Source organism: Psychrobacter sp. AH5 (assembly GCF_040371085.1).
Lineage (GTDB): Bacteria > Pseudomonadota > Gammaproteobacteria > Pseudomonadales > Moraxellaceae > Psychrobacter.
On the sequence record NZ_JAMBMT010000001.1, the window covers coordinates 2,759,499 to 2,775,218 of the forward strand.

Here is a 15,720-nt window from a genome sequence, read left to right on the forward strand (position 1 = left end):
ACAGTGATAGATGCTTTATTACTTATAACAAATTTTGCTCTTATTATCGATGCCGCATAATAAACCACCCTATATAACGCTTCAAACAGCGATCATTACTAGAATAAGCGATTTTTATAACCAATAGCTGCGCTAAACTTGTTAAAATAGGCCACCAATTTTACCTATTGATGGACCTCTAGTTATGACAACCGCCACTACGCCTGCTGCCAGCATTCCTGCGATCAAAGAAGACCGCATCTTAATCCTAGATTTTGGCTCACAATACAGCCAGCTAATCGCCCGCCGGGTGCGTGATTCAGGCGTGTTTTGTGAGATGTTCCCTTATGATATCGACAGCGACCGTATCAAAGATTTTGGAGCTAAAGGGGTGATCTTGTCAGGCGGTCCTGAGAGTGTGCATGCGGACAATAGCCCGCGTATCAATGACGCGGTATTTGATTTGGGCGTACCCGTCCTAGGTATTTGCTACGGCATGCAGGCGATGGCAGATCGTTTCGGCGGTAAGGTACATGCCAGCGATATTCACGAGTTCGGCGCAGCGACCATTAATGTCAATGGTCATTCAAAGCTTACTGATGGCATAGAAGACAGCACTACGGAAAACAGCACGGCCAATCTAAATGTCTGGATGAGTCATGGCGATAAGGTCATTGAAGCGCCGCAAGGTTTTGATATTATCGCTAGTACGCCCAGCTGTCCGATTGCGATTATGGCCGATGATGATAAGCACTATTATGGTCTGCAGTTTCATCCTGAAGTCACCCATACCCTACAAGGTCAGGCGCTGCTCGGTCGTTTTGTGCATCAAATCTGCGACTGTGCAGGGGAGTGGACGCCAGATAATATCGTCGATATGCGTGTGGCGCAGCTCAAAGAGCAAATCGGTGACAAGCAAGTCTTGCTAGGTCTCTCAGGTGGCGTCGATAGTTCAGTGGTGGCCGCATTGTTGCATAAAGCGATTGGCGATCAGCTCACTTGTGTATTTGTCGATAACGGTCTGCTGCGTCTGCACGAAGGCGATCAGGTGATGCAAGTGTTCGCGGAAAATATGGGCGTCAAAGTGATTCGCGTCGATGCTGAAGATCTGTTCTTAAATGCCTTAGCAGGCGAGTCAGATCCGGAAGCCAAACGTAAAATCATTGGTAAAACCTTTATCGATGTCTTCGCCGATAGCGCGCGTAAAGTTAGCGAGCAAAGCGATGGCAAAGAGATTGAGTTCTTAGCGCAAGGCACGATTTATCCTGATGTTATTGAATCTGCCAAGTCGCATCAAGGCAAAGCGCACGTCATCAAGAGCCATCATAATGTCGGCGGACTGCCTGATGATTTGGCCTTTAAACTCATTGAGCCACTGCGTGATTTATTTAAAGATGAAGTACGTAAATTGGGTATTACTTTAGGTCTACCAGAGAAAATGATCTATCGTCATCCGTTCCCAGGACCAGGTCTAGGCGTGCGAATCCTTGGTGAAGTCAAAAAAGAATATGCTGATATCCTGCGTCTTGCCGATGCGATTTTTATGCAGGAGCTGGAGCGCTCTGGCTGGTATGACAAAACCGCGCAAGCCTTTGCGGTATTCCAACCGATCAAATCGGTCGGCGTGGTCGGTGATGGCCGCCGCTATGCGTGGGTCATTGCGCTACGTGCCGTCGAGACCGTGGACTTTATGACGGCTCGCTTTGCGCATCTGCCATATGATTTGATCGAGACCGTATCGAATCGTATCATGAATGAAATCGCTGATGTCTCACGCGTGACGTATGATGTGTCGAGTAAGCCGCCGGCGACGATTGAGTGGGAATAATTATTCATATGCTATGATTGTAATATCAACGCAAAGGAGTGATGGACTATGAAACTGGTTCATGTGGGACAAAACGAGTGGATGTTTGAAGATGACGTTAGCGATAAGTCGGCTGACAATAGATCAAATGCGCTTGGCGCTGGTAGAGCGCTTAATCTTAAAATAAAAGCCTTTGTAGATGCCGAGGTAAAAAGAGGTCGTGATATCAACGATATTATGAATGAAGTCATGACCAAATTTCAGCATGAAATTGTGCAAGACTTTGATGAGCAGCCGCCAACCTCATTCCAAGTGATACAGATGACGCTGGAGAAAGAAGGTTATGAAGTGGCTCGTGATATTGCTCAGTTTTTAGTATTAGAGAATATGAATGACCCTGATGCTTACTTTAACTTAGCATTTTTGTGTGAGCAGCATGATGACAGCTTTTTAGCACTATTGAGTAGCCGCGAATGTATGCGCCTATACTTAGAGTATTTCCCCAAAAACTTTAATTGGCAAAAAAGTAAGCTGCCATGGGGCATCATGGAGAACCGTCCCTTTTTGCGAGCGCTGTTTCAGCTGGCAAATGTCTATGCTGACAATATGAGCTTTGATGAAGCCTGCGAGCAGGGAGAAAGGCTGCTACAAGTTTGCCCTAATGACAACCTAGGTATGCGTGAAGCGCTGATAGAATGGTACATGTTTACCGAAGAGTATCAGAAAATAATTCGAATTTGCGACAACTATCCAGAGGATATGCTTGCAAATATCGCTTTCGGTAAGGTGCTGGCTTACTGTTATCAAGATAAATTAGATAAGGCTGAAAAAGAGTGGGATATCGCAAAAGATAACTTGCCTGAAGTGGCGCATGAAATTCTTAAAAAGCGTCATCCTAGACCACGCGGTATGGGTATCAATAGTTATGGTATCGAAATTGGTGGTAAAGAGCAGGCTTATCTCTACTGGCAAGATATGGGCGATTGGTGGGAAGAAAATACTACCGCTCAAACCCTGATTGAGAAAAAACGTGCTGAGAAAAAGAAGAAAAAATAATTTGATTTAGCGGCACTTCTCTTTAGTTAAAACACTCAACTTAGTTGGGTGTTTTTTTTATGGTTAATTTTTCTAACTAAAAAATCTAATCTACAGAAAATGTAATAGTAAACGGCCTATAGAGTTGACCAAGTCGCGACTATAGGTTGCTAACCACTTATTCGCTTCTTTATCAAAATGAGAGTCGCTAAACGAATTACGAGAGTTTGCGATAGCGCTTGTTAGTGTAGAAATACTTGTAACCATTAGAACGGGATAATTGCCTTTATTCGATAATTTAGAGTTTATATCGTCACGAACAATTTTTGATAAAGGTATTAAGTCTGTCACGTTTATGCTTGTTGGTACGTGTTTATGAATATAAGATTTATAAAGTCCTTCTAAACATGTATATGATAATGTCATCGCATAATCATAATTTGAAATATCAATTGCATTATCAATTTTTGACAGCATTGAGTTAAGCTTGTCAGAGCTCCATTGCTGATTGGGTATTTTTGCTTTTGGGACTGGTTGAACATTACCAAATAGATATGCTCTTAAATCCTGGGCCTCATTTGGGAAATGTGGCTCTACAATATCTATAAATGCACGAAAAACTTCAAAGCGAACAGGTTCTTCTAGTTCTTTTAATATATCCCAGTAGAAGTCCTTTCTACTTGTACTTTTATTCAAGCGCCTACGTTCTTCAATATATAGTGAGTAATCGGGCAATCCGCGATCAAAGTTTTGTACTACTTTAATAAACTCAGAGCCACTATGGTAGGCTGGAGTTTCAGCTTTATTCAATATGTTAAATAAATGACTGTAAGCGGATATCCATTGCATTTAGACTATCTCTTTATTCTTATATGTATATGTGATTATGAGTTTATCACAAGTAAATATAGTACTTGAAAATAAAAAAATAGTAGTGTTCTAACAGTGTAGAACACTACTATCGCCTTCTGAACAGTTCTAGATAACGTTAACCCTAACCCCGCACATTCACCACATAACGTCCCACTGCTTTACCATCAATAAAGCGCTCTAGGTATTCAGGGGTTTGTTCAAGGGTGATTTCTTCTGCGTATTGCTCCAGATTGGGTAGTTTCATGTCCGTTGCCACGCGCTGCCAAATCGCTTTTTTGTCCTCAAGTGGGATAAATACCGAGTCGATACCCAGTAGCGATACCGCACGCGTGATAAACGGCAATACGGTCATCGAAAATGACGCTGATGCTGCAAGGCCACAGGTCGTCACTGCGCCACCTGGTTTGGTTTGCTTGAGTAGGTTGGCAAGATAGTCACCGCCGACGGTATCGATGGCATTGGCCCATAGCGGACGGCCAACAGGGCGATTGCCGACTTCATTGATGGTATCACGATGGCGCACTTCGGTGGCGCCCAACTCTTTCAAGTGTTCGCTTTGCTCAGGCTTACCAGAGAAGGCGATAGACTCGTAGCCCAGCTGCGAGAGGATAGCAATACTGATAGTGCCCACACCGCCTGTCGCGCCTGATACGGCAACGGGGCCATCGCTTGGTTTTGCGCCCATTTTTTCCAGCTTTTGGATGCTTAGCGCCGCCGTTAGGCCGCCTGTACCATAGATCATCGCTTCTTTTAGGCTCAGCGCTTCAGGGCAAGGCAATGCCCAGTCGGCAGGGATGGCAATCATTTGTCCGAGTCCGCCTGCGGTGTTCATACCTAAATCATAGCCGAATACCACGACTTCTTGACCTTCGCTAAAAGTGCCAGACTTGTCGCTGACCACCACGCCTGCCGCGTCAATACCAGGGGTGTGCGGATAGTTTTTGGTGATGCTCTTATTACCCGAGGCCGACATGGCATCTTTATAGTTGAGCGAGGAGTAATGTACTTCAATCAATAGATCATTGTCAGGCAGGTCGCTGAGGTTGCGCTGTTGAATGCTTTTTTCGAATTTACCGTCGCTGGTTTCTTCGACCACTAAGGCTTTAAAGGTTTTATTATCAGAGTTTTTTTGATTGGACATAATATTATTCCTTTTTTGGTAAATAAACTTTACGGCGATACCTTAAGGCTTAATGAGCACCTTACCATTTTTGCCAGATTGTAATTTGCCATCGACGGCCTTTATGATATCTGCTAGATCAAAAGTCGCTTCAACGGGCAATTTCAACTTGCCTTCGACGGCGCGCTCAATAAGCTCGTCGATTAAGCGCTGTTTATTCTCCACACTCATCTCTTGACTGAGTTTGCTACCCCAGAAGCCTTTTAGCGTCGCTTGTTTAAAGATCATATGCGTCGGGTTAAGTACCATGGGCTTACCTGACATCGCGCCAAATACCGCAAACACTCCGCCATGACCGAGTAGCGATAATAGATCACCACTGTTTTCACCGCCGACTGAATCGACCGCTGCGCTGATTTTATCCTCGCCAAGGATGGCTTTGACTTGCTCTTTCCAGTCCTCATTATCAGTGCTGACGTTATTTTCTGCGCCGATTGCTTCTAGCTCTTTTATGGCATCGCTGCTACGGACCACATTGATAGTGTTGACGCCGCGCGCCGCTGCTAGCATCGCAAGCGATTTACCGACTGCGCCGTTCGCCGCGTTATGGATAATCCATTGTCCGCTCTTGGCTTCTAAGAACTCAAGCAGCATAAGCGCGCTAAGCGGCATGGCGATTAATTGCGCGGCCATCTCATCATCCAAGCTCTCAGGGATGGCGAATACCATATCCTCGTCAGCGACAAAATACTCCGCCCAAGTCGCCTGTACACTAGCGGCGGCGACCCGTTGACCGACTTTCAAGTTTTTGACCTCACTGCCGACAGCATCGACGACGCCGACCGCCTCGGAGCCTGCAATAGCGGGCATCTCTGGCTTAAAACCATATTTACCGCGAATGGTTAACAGATCATGGTTGTGGATAGAGGCGAGCACGGTTTTTACACGCACCTCGGTGGGCTTAGGTTCTGGGATAGGGCTATCGCCTAGGCTCAATACTTCGGTGGGTTTGCCAAATTCGTTATAAGTTGCGCTGCGCATATTATATTCCTTTATTTATTAGTGAGTGATTAAGTGGTGAGTTGAGATAAGAGGTGAATCACAGTAACAAGCTACGCCCAGTTAGTGCAATATTATTTTGGTTAATAACCTTTTCTTATAATGACGTTTTTCATATAAAGCCTTTGATATTACATACCGCTGCCTTGGCGACCTCTATTTTCTAAGCTAACTGGGTTTTCTAAACTATCTGGATTTTCTAATTCTGCTATGCTGTCATTATTTATGCTTTTAATCACCTCAAAGTCTTTATCGACCATATTCGTTAGTAACGGCTCGCCTTTATCATTGACCCGAAATAAGCCATATTCTGCCGTTTCAAAGGCCTCGCTATGACCTTCTTGAAAGAAAAAAGCATTGGTCGCAAGCTTAAGCACACCGTTACGAAGCCGATAATAAAGCGCCATTTCATCCGCAGCTAGAGCGTTGCGAGAATTACTATCGGCTAAACGATCAAAGCGGCCAACGTTGTTATTATCGATTGTTACAATGATATAACCTTCACTTGGCTTAGCATCCGTAATATCTTGACCAATAGCATAAAGCACCTGATCCTCTATAGCGTATCTGAGCGTCATATAATCGCCCTGCATAAAACCGCGTGGATCGACAGGTGCCAGCTCTAATAGCACTGTATCACCAGTCGCTAAATGCGTTTCATATTTGGCGACATTGATAGTCATTATCAGCAAAATAATGATCAAACCAAGCAAGGCAATAGTTATTTTAACTGGCCGTTTTTGAAGCCAAGGTAGCGACGATTTACTTATCAAATTATTACTCATAATAGTCGCTCCTTATCATCAGCCGTTGTTAGTGCTGTCCCGTCTGCAAAGTAATATTTGACTAGTAATAAACGTATCAATAATAAACCCATTCCGATGATCAGCATGGAGGCGGACTTGAGAAGGAGTGAGGTATCGAGCTGATAATAATACCAAAAGATATAACTGACTAAAGCAATAATGCCAAAAGCTAGTAGTACGCGCTGGGAGTTGGCCACAGCGATGACAATGATCAGACTAGCTGCTAGTAATCCTGAGACATAGATCGACATCATGCCAAGTACAGCGATAGCAATAACGGTGAGTAGTCCTAAGGTGAAAGGTGTTTTGAGCGAGTAGCGTTTTAGGATAATAAACGCGGCGTATAGGCTAGCAAGCGTTAGTAGCTCTTGTGCTAGAGAATAGTTGTAACTAAAAGCCTCATTATAACGGCCAAAATAGTGACCATATTCAGCGGCGATAAAGTAGATAGAAACGCTTAATAACACAAAGGCGCTAGCGTAAGCAACAGCACTAATCATCGCCAAAAAGGCTGGCTGCCACTCATCAGGCAGGTGTTGTAGGAGCGAATAGCGCTGCAGATTACTAACGATAGCGATTAAGGCTAATAGCCCCAAGCTTATTTCGGCAATATGATAGTAGCTGCATAAATAGACGAGGCAGCATAGTGCTGCTGTAGCGCTTAACAGTCGATAAACAAAGTTGGGGATGAGTGTAGTCATGACTAGCTGCACACATAATAATAGCACTACACTAAATGGCTGCTCAAATCCTTCAAATAATATGGCGAAAGTTATATAGCCTTGACCGGCCAAAGTGATAGCAAAAGCTAAACTATTCCAAAAAGAGCTAAGGCGTATATGGGCGTTATAAAACAAAAACGCGCCAATAGCGCTCAATATAATACCCGTGACAAAGAGCCCGACAAAACTCTCAAGAATATCACTCTTGTTTAATAACAGCGTTAAAAACCCTATAAGAAATAGGCTAGCCAAAATACCGCTAAAACCAAAAAATATACTGATAAACCAAGGGGCGCTTTGCTCAGTGTTATCGCTTGCATCTATAACAGTATCATCAATCAAGCCTAAGTTTTTTAGCTGAGTTAGAGTTTGATTAGGGGCGTTTTTATGGATAGTTTCACTCATAATCAGTGCCCCCACTGCTAGCGGTACTCTCAGAGTCGCGGCGGCTTTCATCAGCGACCTTACGTAACCAAACCACCGCAGCTGAACTCATGCCAATCAGTAATAGTGCCAAAAGTAAAAAGCCCCCGGCCTCCCAACTGCTCGCCAATAAAAACCTATTTACCAGAGATATAATGACGACTATGCTAGAAAAACAAAGATAAGTCAGCATAAGTAAATCCGTATCATGCTGATAAAAACGCCAATAAATAAAGGCGCACCAGCCTGCCCATAACGATAAAGACAGCAGCATAACCCAAACTTCGCTATTTTCAAAAACAGCGGTGAGAGCCACCAAAGTACTAGCGATAGTACTCACTAGCGCAACCACATAACTGCTCCAATGCAAGCTGGTCTGAGGGTGTGCGATGGTTTGGTGAGAATGATTGGGATGATGGAAATGATGGGTATTAGAGATGGCGCGTTTGTTATCAACAAAAACAAGCCAAAGATTTAGCGCTATGAAATTAACTAACGCAAAGATTATGATTTGTACCGTGCTTTGATAACTATCCTCAAACAAAGACAGGTCTATGACATCGAGATATAGCACTAAGGAGGTATTAACGAGACCAAGCCACAATAGCCACAGTGCCGGAAAGCGGGCAATAATGACCCAAGGAGTTATCAGCACTGCCCACGCAAAAAACAGCTGCCAAGTATCTGCGCCGGTCTGATACACCTGCCCAAATAGCGCCAGCAAACTGCCCGTAATGATACTAGCGACCAGCAATAATAGCTGACAAATAAAATGAAACCTGCGCCGAAAAGAGAGAGCCACGTAGAGCGCAATAGTGATGACCAGAGCGCCTTCGACCAAAGCGAATTTGCCTAGCTTGCCCAAATTTTGCCAATTATAAGCAATAAAAAACACCAGTGATAACACCAATGCCAGCGCACCGATAATCAGCAAGGCTTTATCGAAGAAGCTAAGCCATGTGCTTTTGCTGGGATAGACTTCTAGGTGTTTGGCAGCAGCCTCTGCATGCTCAATTGGCAATCGACCTTGGCTGACTAATTGCTCAATAATACGCCTTGATGTGCTCATAGCGCTCTCTTATTAACAGAATGTTTAGCTTATCTTAGCGGTTTTTAGTTAGCGCTGATATCACTAAGTCAATAATCGTTTGATTAAAATACTTTGATAATAAAGAACAAAAATAGTTGACAAATATGGCTTTTTTAATTATTAATGTTACGCAAGCTTAACTATATTTATGCTAGTAACAAAAAATAGGTTATGATTTTGAATCTATTCTTTATAAAGTATTAATCTTGGATAAACGGTTATTTACCATTGATAAATGGTTTATAAATATGAGTTTGGCTTAATAGATTCTATAGATTTGAGAGTACAGTACTGAAAGTATAAACCTAATAGGACTGCTCAAAGCGTCTTTTAGGATGGTATTATCTGTGTTTACTCTATACTATGCATTTGATTTACTAAAAATTAGTCGACTTATCATACTCCTCCCCAGCCAACTGCTATGTGATGCAAACTATGATGCAAAATTCTACTCCTGTTTTAAAGACTGTATTGGTTCCTACTACCTTGATGCTCGCTATACTAATGGCTGGCTGTAGCGGCGATAAGTCTACGACCAACAATCAAGCGGCCGAGATTGATCCTAATGTCTTGGCAGATAGCCAAGAGCTAGTGGTAAATAATGCCGCTGAGCCTGAGTCGCTTGATCCTCACAAAGTATCGGGCGTACCTGAGGCTACTCTTGGTCGCCAAATACTCGAAGGCTTAACCAATACTGATAGCGAGGGCAAAACGATTCCAGCTATGGCGACCAGTTGGGAGAGTGAAGATAACAAAGTATGGACCTTTAAGCTACGCGATGCCAAATGGTCAAATGGCGACCCGGTAACGGCAGAGGATTTTGTCTATAGTATGCGCCGGCTGGTGGATCCTAATACGGCCTCTCCTTATTCGAGCTATTTGGTCGATGCCAAAGTAGTAGGTGCCGATCAAATCGTCGAAGGCAATGCCGGTATCGAGACCCTTGGAGTGAAAGCTGTCGATGATAAGACCTTGCAAGTGACGTTAACGGAGCCTGTGCCTTATTTCCCTGATATGCTAATTCATAACTCTGTCAAACCTGTGCATCAAAAGACGGTTGAAGCGTTCGGTGATAAGTGGACCTCTCCTGAGAATATTGTGGTCAATGGCCCGTACACCGTCAGCGAGTGGCAAGTAAATGATAAGATGGTATTGAAGCGTAACCCTTCATATTATGATGATGCAAATACTACCATTGATACTGTTACCTTTTTGCCTATCCCTTCTAGCACAACCGATGTAGCGCGCTACCAAGCTGGCGAGATTGATATTACTTATAATGAGATACCGACTGAGCAGTTTGCTTCGCTTAAAGAGCAAGTCGGCGATCAGCTAAGCGTATCGCCTTACCTTTGCACCTATTATTATGAATTTAACACCGTCAAACCGCCTTTTGATGATCCTAAAGTTCGCCGCGCCTTAGCTCTAGCCTTAGATCGTGACACTATTACTGATAAAGTGATCGGTCAAGGGCAAACCGCAGCTTATCAATTGACGCCGCCTGCTACCAATGGTGATGTCAAAAATACGCCAGAGTGGTCGACTTGGGATCAAGAAAAACGAGTTGCCGAGGCCAAAAAATTACTCAATGAAGCCGGCTATAGCGATAGTAATCCGCTGAGTTTTGAGCTGCTATACAATACCAACGACAATCATAAAAAGACCGCCGTAGCCGCTACTTCACTATGGAAGCAAGCGCTTGGTTTTGTTGATGTGACGCTGACTAACAAAGAGTGGAAAACCTATCTAGATACTCGCCGTAATGGTAATTATCAAATCGCGCGTGCAGGCTGGTGTGGCGACTATAATGAAGCGTCAGCTTTTTTAAATATTGCCAAATCTGACAACAGTGGTAACTATGGTAAATACAACAGCGCTAACTTCGATAGCCTGATGGCGCAGACGCTAAAAGCTGGGGTTAGTCCTGAGCAGCGTGCCAACTTATATAAGCAAGCTGAAGCGCAGCTTGACCAAGATATGGGTCTGCTTAATATTTATCATTATGTTAGCCCGCGCTTAGTGAAGCCCTACGTTATCGGCTTCCCAACCAAAGATATCTTGGATAACTGGCAAGCAAAAAACCTATCAATCGCCAAACATTGATATCTCGATAATTTTTAATATTTTATGATTAGCATGAGTTTCATTTTTCATTGCCGTCTATATGAGGCGTGGTAGATGAAACTTTTGTTATTTATGATCTATTGATTATAAGCAAACTGAGTAAAACCAGTGCCTAAAGCTTGAGATTTTATCAACCCCGAGCTTTAGCTTTATTGTATTTATTTACGCGTAGTTAAGCTTAAAAATGAGCACTATTATAAAAGAGGCATTATGCTAAAACTGATTTTTCGGCGTATCTTGGAATCTATTCCAACCTTATTTGTATTGATAACGGTCTCCTTTTTTATGATGCGCTTAGCACCAGGTAGTCCTTTCACTGGTGAGCGTAGTTTGCCGCCAGCGGTGTTAGCTAATATCGAAGCGAAGTATCATCTTAATGATCCGATGTGGCTGCAATATGTCAATTACCTAAAGCAGTTGGCAGTAGGCGACTTTGGGCCATCTTTTAAATATAAGGATTATACGGTTAATGAGCTGTTATCGCAGTCATTTCCAGTATCGATGGAGCTGGGTTTGTATGCTTTTATATTGGCATTAGTGCTTGGTCTCATCTTAGGGGTAATCGCCGCTCTCAAGCAAAACTCATGGCTAGACTATGTGTTAATGGCTTTTGCGATGACAGGGGTGGTGATTCCAAGCTTTGTTAAAGCGCCACTATTAGTGCTTATCTTCGCCATTTTATTACAGTGGTTGCCTGCAGGTGGCTGGAATGATGGGGCGCTACAAAATCTCGTTTTACCCGTTACCGCTTTGGCGCTCGCTTACGTCGCTAGTATCGCGCGTATCATGCGCGGCTCAATGATTGAGGTGATGAATAGTCAATACATTCGCACGGCTAGATCCAAAGGGCTGCCAATGCGCCAAATCGTCATGAAACACGCGCTTCGTCCAGCGCTACTACCGGTAATCTCTTATTTAGGCCCCGCTTTTGTCGGGATTATCACAGGTTCAATCGTGATTGAAACTATCTTTGGTCTGCCAGGTATCGGTCAGCTATTCGTCAATGGCGCCTTGAATCGTGATTATGGGGTCGTGCTCAGTTTGACTATTTTAGTCGGTGTATTGACCATTACTTTTAATGCTATCGTCGATATTTTATACGCCGTGATTGATCCAAAGATTCAGTATTAAGCGGACCTCATTGGACGCTCAGTAAAGCTAACGAATTAACGGCTTAGTTTGTTATAAGTGTTATTTATTATGATGTTAAATAGATTATTTAAAGGACGACTATGAGCCTTACCGCCGATCAGCCCACCAACTTAGTAGCAACTACTGCTGAAGAAATAAAAGGCCGCAGCTTACTACAAGATGCTAAGCGCCGCTTTTATCGCAATAAAGCTGCGGTAGCAAGCTTGTTTATCTTGTTGCTTATTGGCGCTTTTGTGATATTTGTACCGATGCTAGCGCCTTTTGGTTATGCTGAGACCGATTGGAGCTTTATGCAAGCTGCTCCCTCCATCGAAAACAAGCATTACTTTGGTACCGATTCTCTAGGCCGCGATCTTTTGGTGCGAACCGCAGTCGGTGGTCGTATCTCGTTAATGGTTGGCGTCGCTGGCGCTACGGTAGCGGTCATCTTCGGTACGATATACGGCGCAACCTCAGGCTATCTCGGCGGCAAAGTTGATACGGTCATGATGCGCGTGTTAGAGATTCTAAGCGCCTTTCCTTTTATGTTTTTTGTGATTTTATTAGTCACTATATTCGGTCGTAACCTTATTTTAATCTTTGTCGCCATCGGATTGGTATCGTGGTTGGATGTCGCTCGTATCGTGCGTGGACAAACCCTTAGTCTTAAGAGTAAAGAGTTTATCGAAGCGGCGCACGTTGGCGGAGTATCAGGATATAACATTATTTTGCGGCATATTGTGCCCAATGTCCTTGGGGTCGTGGTAGTTTATGCCTCGCTACTGGTACCAACGATGATCTTGTTTGAGTCATTTTTGAGCTTTTTAGGTTTAGGGGTGCAAGAGCCTATGACCAGTTGGGGCGCTTTGCTACAAGAAGGCTCAAAGACGATGCAGGTTGCGCCTTGGCAGATTTTGATTCCCTCGGTGTTTTTGGTTATTACTTTATTTTGCTTTAACTTTATTGGCGATGGGCTGCGTGATGCGTTTGACCCTAAAGACCGTTAGGAGCGCGCTATCATGAAAAACGAAAGCTTAGAAAAAAAGAGCTTAGCAAAAGCAGCTGACAAATTAGCTACTTACAACCCTAACCGCACGCCAGTAAAGATAGACTCTACTATTATGGGTAAAGATGATCATTCAGCTATTAACACTCAGCCGCAGAGCGCTAATACATTACTAGCGGTTGAAGATTTATCAGTACAGTTCACTACCGAAGATGGTCTAGTGACGGCGGTCAATGGTTTGAATTTTAACCTACATGAAGGCGAGACTTTAGGCATCGTTGGCGAGTCCGGCTCCGGTAAGTCGCAGACTGCGTTTGCTATTATGGGATTGCTGGCTAATAACGGATATGCCAAAGGTTCGGTACGCTTTGAAGGTAAGGAGCTGCTAGGACTATCACAAAAAGCATTGAATAAAATCCGCGCTGAACAAATCGCCATGATCTTCCAAGATCCGATGACCTCACTAAACCCTTATATGAGAATAGGGGATCAGCTAGCGGAGGTGTTAATCCTACATAAAGGTATGAGTAAAAAACAGGCGTGGGCGGAGTCGGTGCGTATGCTAGATGCGGTCAAGATTCCAGAGGCCAAAAAGCGCATTAGTATGTATCCGCATGAGTTTTCAGGGGGCATGCGTCAGCGGGTGATGATTGCGATGGCGCTACTGTGTCGGCCGAAACTATTGGTCGCTGATGAGCCAACGACTGCGCTCGATGTCACCGTACAAGCGCAGATTATGGTGTTACTCAACGAGCTAAAACGCGACTTTGGCACTACTATTATTATGATTACTCATGATTTAGGGGTGGTCGCGGGTATTTGTGATCGGGTGCTAGTGATGTATGCAGGCCGAACCATGGCTTATGGTCAGACCGATGAGATTTTTTATACGCCAACCCATCCTTATACTATTGGACTGCTAAAAGCCATTCCGCGTTTGGATGATAAAGGCGGCAAGCTTGAAACCATTCCGGGTAGTCCGCCAAACTTATTAAACTTACCTGCCGGCTGTCCATTTTATGAGCGCTGTAATCATGCTATGGCTATCTGCCGCGATACTCCGCCGCCATTAGAGTTTTTACCGCACGAACGTCAGCGCGCTTGTCACTGGCAACCTGATATACAAATCGATAATACTTCGGCTAGTACCACTAATCATAAGTCAAAGGTAGAGGGGTAGAGTAGCACTATGAATACTCAAAATTCACATAGTATCAGTAGCAATCAGCAAATCCCTTTGTTGCAAGTGCAAGACGTACACACTACCTTTAATATCAAACAAAAAGGGTCGTTTTTTTGGCAAGCGCCCGCGACTTTAAAAGCGGTTAACGGGGTCTCTTTTGAGCTATTTGCAGGGGAGACTCTAGGAGTGGTTGGGGAGTCAGGCTGCGGTAAGTCGACGCTGGCTCGTACTATTATTGGCTTAATACAGGCCAATTCTGGCAGTATTAAATTTTGTGATAAAGAGATGGTCGGTGCTTCCAAAAAGACCATGAGAATGACGCGTAAAGACATTCAAATGATCTTTCAAGATCCACTAGCATCGCTCAATCCAAGGATGACTGTTGGCGACATTATCGCCGAACCGCTACGCACTTATTATCCAAAAATGAAAAAAACTGAAGTGCAAGATGAAGTGCGCGCTATTATGAAAAAAGTTGGATTATTATCCAATCAAATCAACCGCTATCCGCATGAGTTCTCAGGCGGTCAGTGTCAGCGTATCGGTATTGCGCGCGCCCTTATTTTAAAGCCAAAGATTATCATCTGTGATGAACCGGTCTCGGCTCTTGACGTCTCTATTCAGGCGCAGGTGATCAACTTATTACAAGAGGTGCAACAGGAGATGGGTCTAGCGCTTATCTTTATTGCTCATGATTTGTCAGTGGTCAAGCACATTGCTGATCGGGTGCTGGTGATGTATTTGGGTCACGCGGTTGAGCTCGGAGTGGACAAAGCGGTATATGGCAATCCCACTCATCCTTATACGCAGGCGCTGATGTCGGCAGTGCCGCTCCCTGATCCTATTGCTGAGCGTAACAAGACCATTCAGCTGTTAGAGGGCGATCTGCCCAGTCCTATTAATCCGCCCTCAGGCTGCGTGTTTCGGACCCGTTGTCCCTTAGCTGATGCAGAATGCGCACAGATTGAGCCTGTGTTAGAAGGTACTTTAGAGCACCGCGTAGCTTGTCTAAAAAATAAGGTTGAGACAGCTCAATAAAACTCTATCCGGCTCAGCACATGCTCTTGAATTAGATAAGCACACAAATAAGCACTGGGCCAAGCAAAGAGAAACGCTAGCCACCATGAATTAAATAAATCCGCAAAGAAATGATCGCTATAACCAGCTTTGACTAATATAAGAGCGGTTGAAATAATAAGCGACATCATCAATGCCATAAGGCAGGTGAAGATAAGCCGATAATATTTGCGGCGGGTACGTATTCTAATGGTAGGAAATTTTGCCATAATTTTTATTAATACTCTATTGTTTGATAAATCATAAATACTCAGAAGCGCTATCGTCAGTTAAAATAATTGTAGG

General features: G+C 43.9%; 14 protein-coding genes. 7 read left to right on the forward strand and 7 right to left on the reverse strand.

Annotated elements, in window-relative coordinates; translation table 11 throughout:
- The first annotated feature begins 184 nt into the window (after positions 1 to 184).
- Entirely contained in the window at positions 185 to 1,807 is a 1,623-nt protein-coding gene (gene guaA, locus M0N77_RS11720) for a glutamine-hydrolyzing GMP synthase (protein ID WP_353105354.1), read from the forward strand.
- A 48-nt stretch (positions 1,808 to 1,855) separates the two neighbouring features.
- Positions 1,856 to 2,842, forward strand: a complete 987-nt coding sequence (locus tag M0N77_RS11725; RefSeq protein WP_102076599.1) for a lipopolysaccharide assembly protein LapB — start codon at positions 1,856 to 1,858, stop codon at positions 2,840 to 2,842.
- A gap of 90 nt (positions 2,843 to 2,932) precedes the next feature.
- Here M0N77_RS11725 and M0N77_RS11730 read toward each other — a convergent pair whose 3' ends face one another.
- From M0N77_RS11730 to M0N77_RS11755, 6 genes are all read right to left on the reverse strand, one after another.
- Positions 2,933 to 3,670 (reverse strand): hypothetical protein, encoded by a 738-nt coding sequence (locus M0N77_RS11730; protein WP_353105355.1) that lies wholly within the window; start codon positions 3,668 to 3,670, stop codon positions 2,933 to 2,935.
- A gap of 145 nt (positions 3,671 to 3,815) precedes the next feature.
- Positions 3,816 to 4,835 (reverse strand): oxidoreductase, encoded by a 1,020-nt coding sequence (locus M0N77_RS11735; protein ID WP_353105356.1) that lies wholly within the window; start codon positions 4,833 to 4,835, stop codon positions 3,816 to 3,818.
- Between the two features lie 42 nt (positions 4,836 to 4,877).
- Positions 4,878 to 5,855, reverse strand: a complete 978-nt coding sequence (locus tag M0N77_RS11740) for a zinc-binding dehydrogenase (protein WP_353105357.1) — start codon at positions 5,853 to 5,855, stop codon at positions 4,878 to 4,880.
- A 149-nt stretch (positions 5,856 to 6,004) separates the two neighbouring features.
- Positions 6,005 to 6,658, reverse strand: coding sequence for a GDYXXLXY domain-containing protein (locus tag M0N77_RS11745; protein ID WP_353105358.1), 654 nt, complete (start codon positions 6,656 to 6,658; stop codon positions 6,005 to 6,007).
- Positions 6,655 to 7,806 (reverse strand): DUF4401 domain-containing protein, encoded by a 1,152-nt coding sequence (locus M0N77_RS11750; RefSeq protein WP_353105359.1) that lies wholly within the window; start codon positions 7,804 to 7,806, stop codon positions 6,655 to 6,657. The genes M0N77_RS11745 and M0N77_RS11750 overlap by 4 nt, the downstream gene beginning before the upstream one ends.
- A complete protein-coding gene (locus M0N77_RS11755; protein WP_353105360.1) occupies positions 7,799 to 8,893 on the reverse strand; it encodes a DUF2157 domain-containing protein in 1,095 nt (364 codons plus the stop codon). The genes M0N77_RS11750 and M0N77_RS11755 overlap by 8 nt, the downstream gene beginning before the upstream one ends.
- Positions 8,894 to 9,349: 456 nt before the next feature.
- On the opposite strand from M0N77_RS11755, the gene M0N77_RS11760 reads away from it, so the two are divergent.
- From M0N77_RS11760 to oppF, 5 genes are all read left to right on the forward strand, one after another.
- Entirely contained in the window at positions 9,350 to 11,017 is a 1,668-nt protein-coding gene (locus M0N77_RS11760) for an ABC transporter substrate-binding protein (protein ID WP_371834203.1), read from the forward strand.
- A gap of 231 nt (positions 11,018 to 11,248) precedes the next feature.
- Entirely contained in the window at positions 11,249 to 12,169 is a 921-nt protein-coding gene (gene oppB / locus M0N77_RS11765; protein WP_353105361.1) for an oligopeptide ABC transporter permease OppB, read from the forward strand.
- Positions 12,170 to 12,270: 101 nt separating this feature from the next.
- The gene (gene oppC / locus M0N77_RS11770; protein WP_353105362.1) at positions 12,271 to 13,176 is read left to right on the forward strand and encodes an oligopeptide ABC transporter permease OppC; all 906 of its coding nucleotides are present in this window, start codon (positions 12,271 to 12,273) and stop codon (positions 13,174 to 13,176) included.
- Positions 13,177 to 13,290: 114 nt separating this feature from the next.
- Positions 13,291 to 14,355: an oligopeptide ABC transporter ATP-binding protein OppD gene (gene oppD, locus M0N77_RS11775; RefSeq protein WP_371834231.1), complete on the forward strand. Its 1,065-nt coding sequence runs from the start codon at positions 13,291 to 13,293 to the stop codon at positions 14,353 to 14,355.
- 9 nt (positions 14,356 to 14,364) lie between these two features.
- Positions 14,365 to 15,396 carry a murein tripeptide/oligopeptide ABC transporter ATP binding protein OppF gene (gene oppF / locus M0N77_RS11780; protein WP_353105364.1) on the forward strand — a complete coding sequence of 344 codons (1,032 nt, stop codon included), beginning with the start codon at positions 14,365 to 14,367 and terminating at the stop codon, positions 15,394 to 15,396.
- Here oppF and M0N77_RS11785 read toward each other — a convergent pair.
- Positions 15,390 to 15,644 carry a DUF2798 domain-containing protein gene (locus M0N77_RS11785; protein ID WP_353105365.1) on the reverse strand — a complete coding sequence of 85 codons (255 nt, stop codon included), beginning with the start codon at positions 15,642 to 15,644 and terminating at the stop codon, positions 15,390 to 15,392. The genes oppF and M0N77_RS11785 overlap by 7 nt on opposite strands.
- Between the last annotated feature and the right edge of the window lie 76 nt (positions 15,645 to 15,720).

Excerpts from the sequence above, each read along its gene's own strand:
- oppD (WP_371834231.1), top strand. The coding sequence starts at position 13,291 with ATGGGTAAAGATGATCATTCAGCTATTAACACTCAGCCGCAGAGCGCT.
- M0N77_RS11755 (WP_353105360.1), bottom strand. The coding sequence starts at position 8,893 with ATGAGCACATCAAGGCGTATTATTGAGCAATTAGTCAGCCAAGGTCGA.
- oppF (WP_353105364.1), top strand. The coding sequence starts at position 14,365 with ATGAATACTCAAAATTCACATAGTATCAGTAGCAATCAGCAAATCCCT.
- M0N77_RS11725 (WP_102076599.1), top strand. The coding sequence starts at position 1,856 with ATGAAACTGGTTCATGTGGGACAAAACGAGTGGATGTTTGAAGATGAC.
- oppC (WP_353105362.1), top strand. The coding sequence starts at position 12,271 with ATGAGCCTTACCGCCGATCAGCCCACCAACTTAGTAGCAACTACTGCT.
- guaA (WP_353105354.1), top strand. The coding sequence starts at position 185 with ATGACAACCGCCACTACGCCTGCTGCCAGCATTCCTGCGATCAAAGAA.
- M0N77_RS11785 (WP_353105365.1), bottom strand. The coding sequence starts at position 15,644 with ATGGCAAAATTTCCTACCATTAGAATACGTACCCGCCGCAAATATTAT.
- oppB (WP_353105361.1), top strand. The coding sequence starts at position 11,249 with ATGCTAAAACTGATTTTTCGGCGTATCTTGGAATCTATTCCAACCTTA.
- M0N77_RS11745 (WP_353105358.1), bottom strand. The coding sequence starts at position 6,658 with ATGAGTAATAATTTGATAAGTAAATCGTCGCTACCTTGGCTTCAAAAA.
- M0N77_RS11750 (WP_353105359.1), bottom strand. The coding sequence starts at position 7,806 with ATGAGTGAAACTATCCATAAAAACGCCCCTAATCAAACTCTAACTCAG.
- M0N77_RS11735 (WP_353105356.1), bottom strand. The coding sequence starts at position 4,835 with ATGTCCAATCAAAAAAACTCTGATAATAAAACCTTTAAAGCCTTAGTG.
- M0N77_RS11740 (WP_353105357.1), bottom strand. The coding sequence starts at position 5,855 with ATGCGCAGCGCAACTTATAACGAATTTGGCAAACCCACCGAAGTATTG.
- M0N77_RS11730 (WP_353105355.1), bottom strand. The coding sequence starts at position 3,670 with ATGCAATGGATATCCGCTTACAGTCATTTATTTAACATATTGAATAAA.
- M0N77_RS11760 (WP_371834203.1), top strand. The coding sequence starts at position 9,350 with ATGATGCAAAATTCTACTCCTGTTTTAAAGACTGTATTGGTTCCTACT.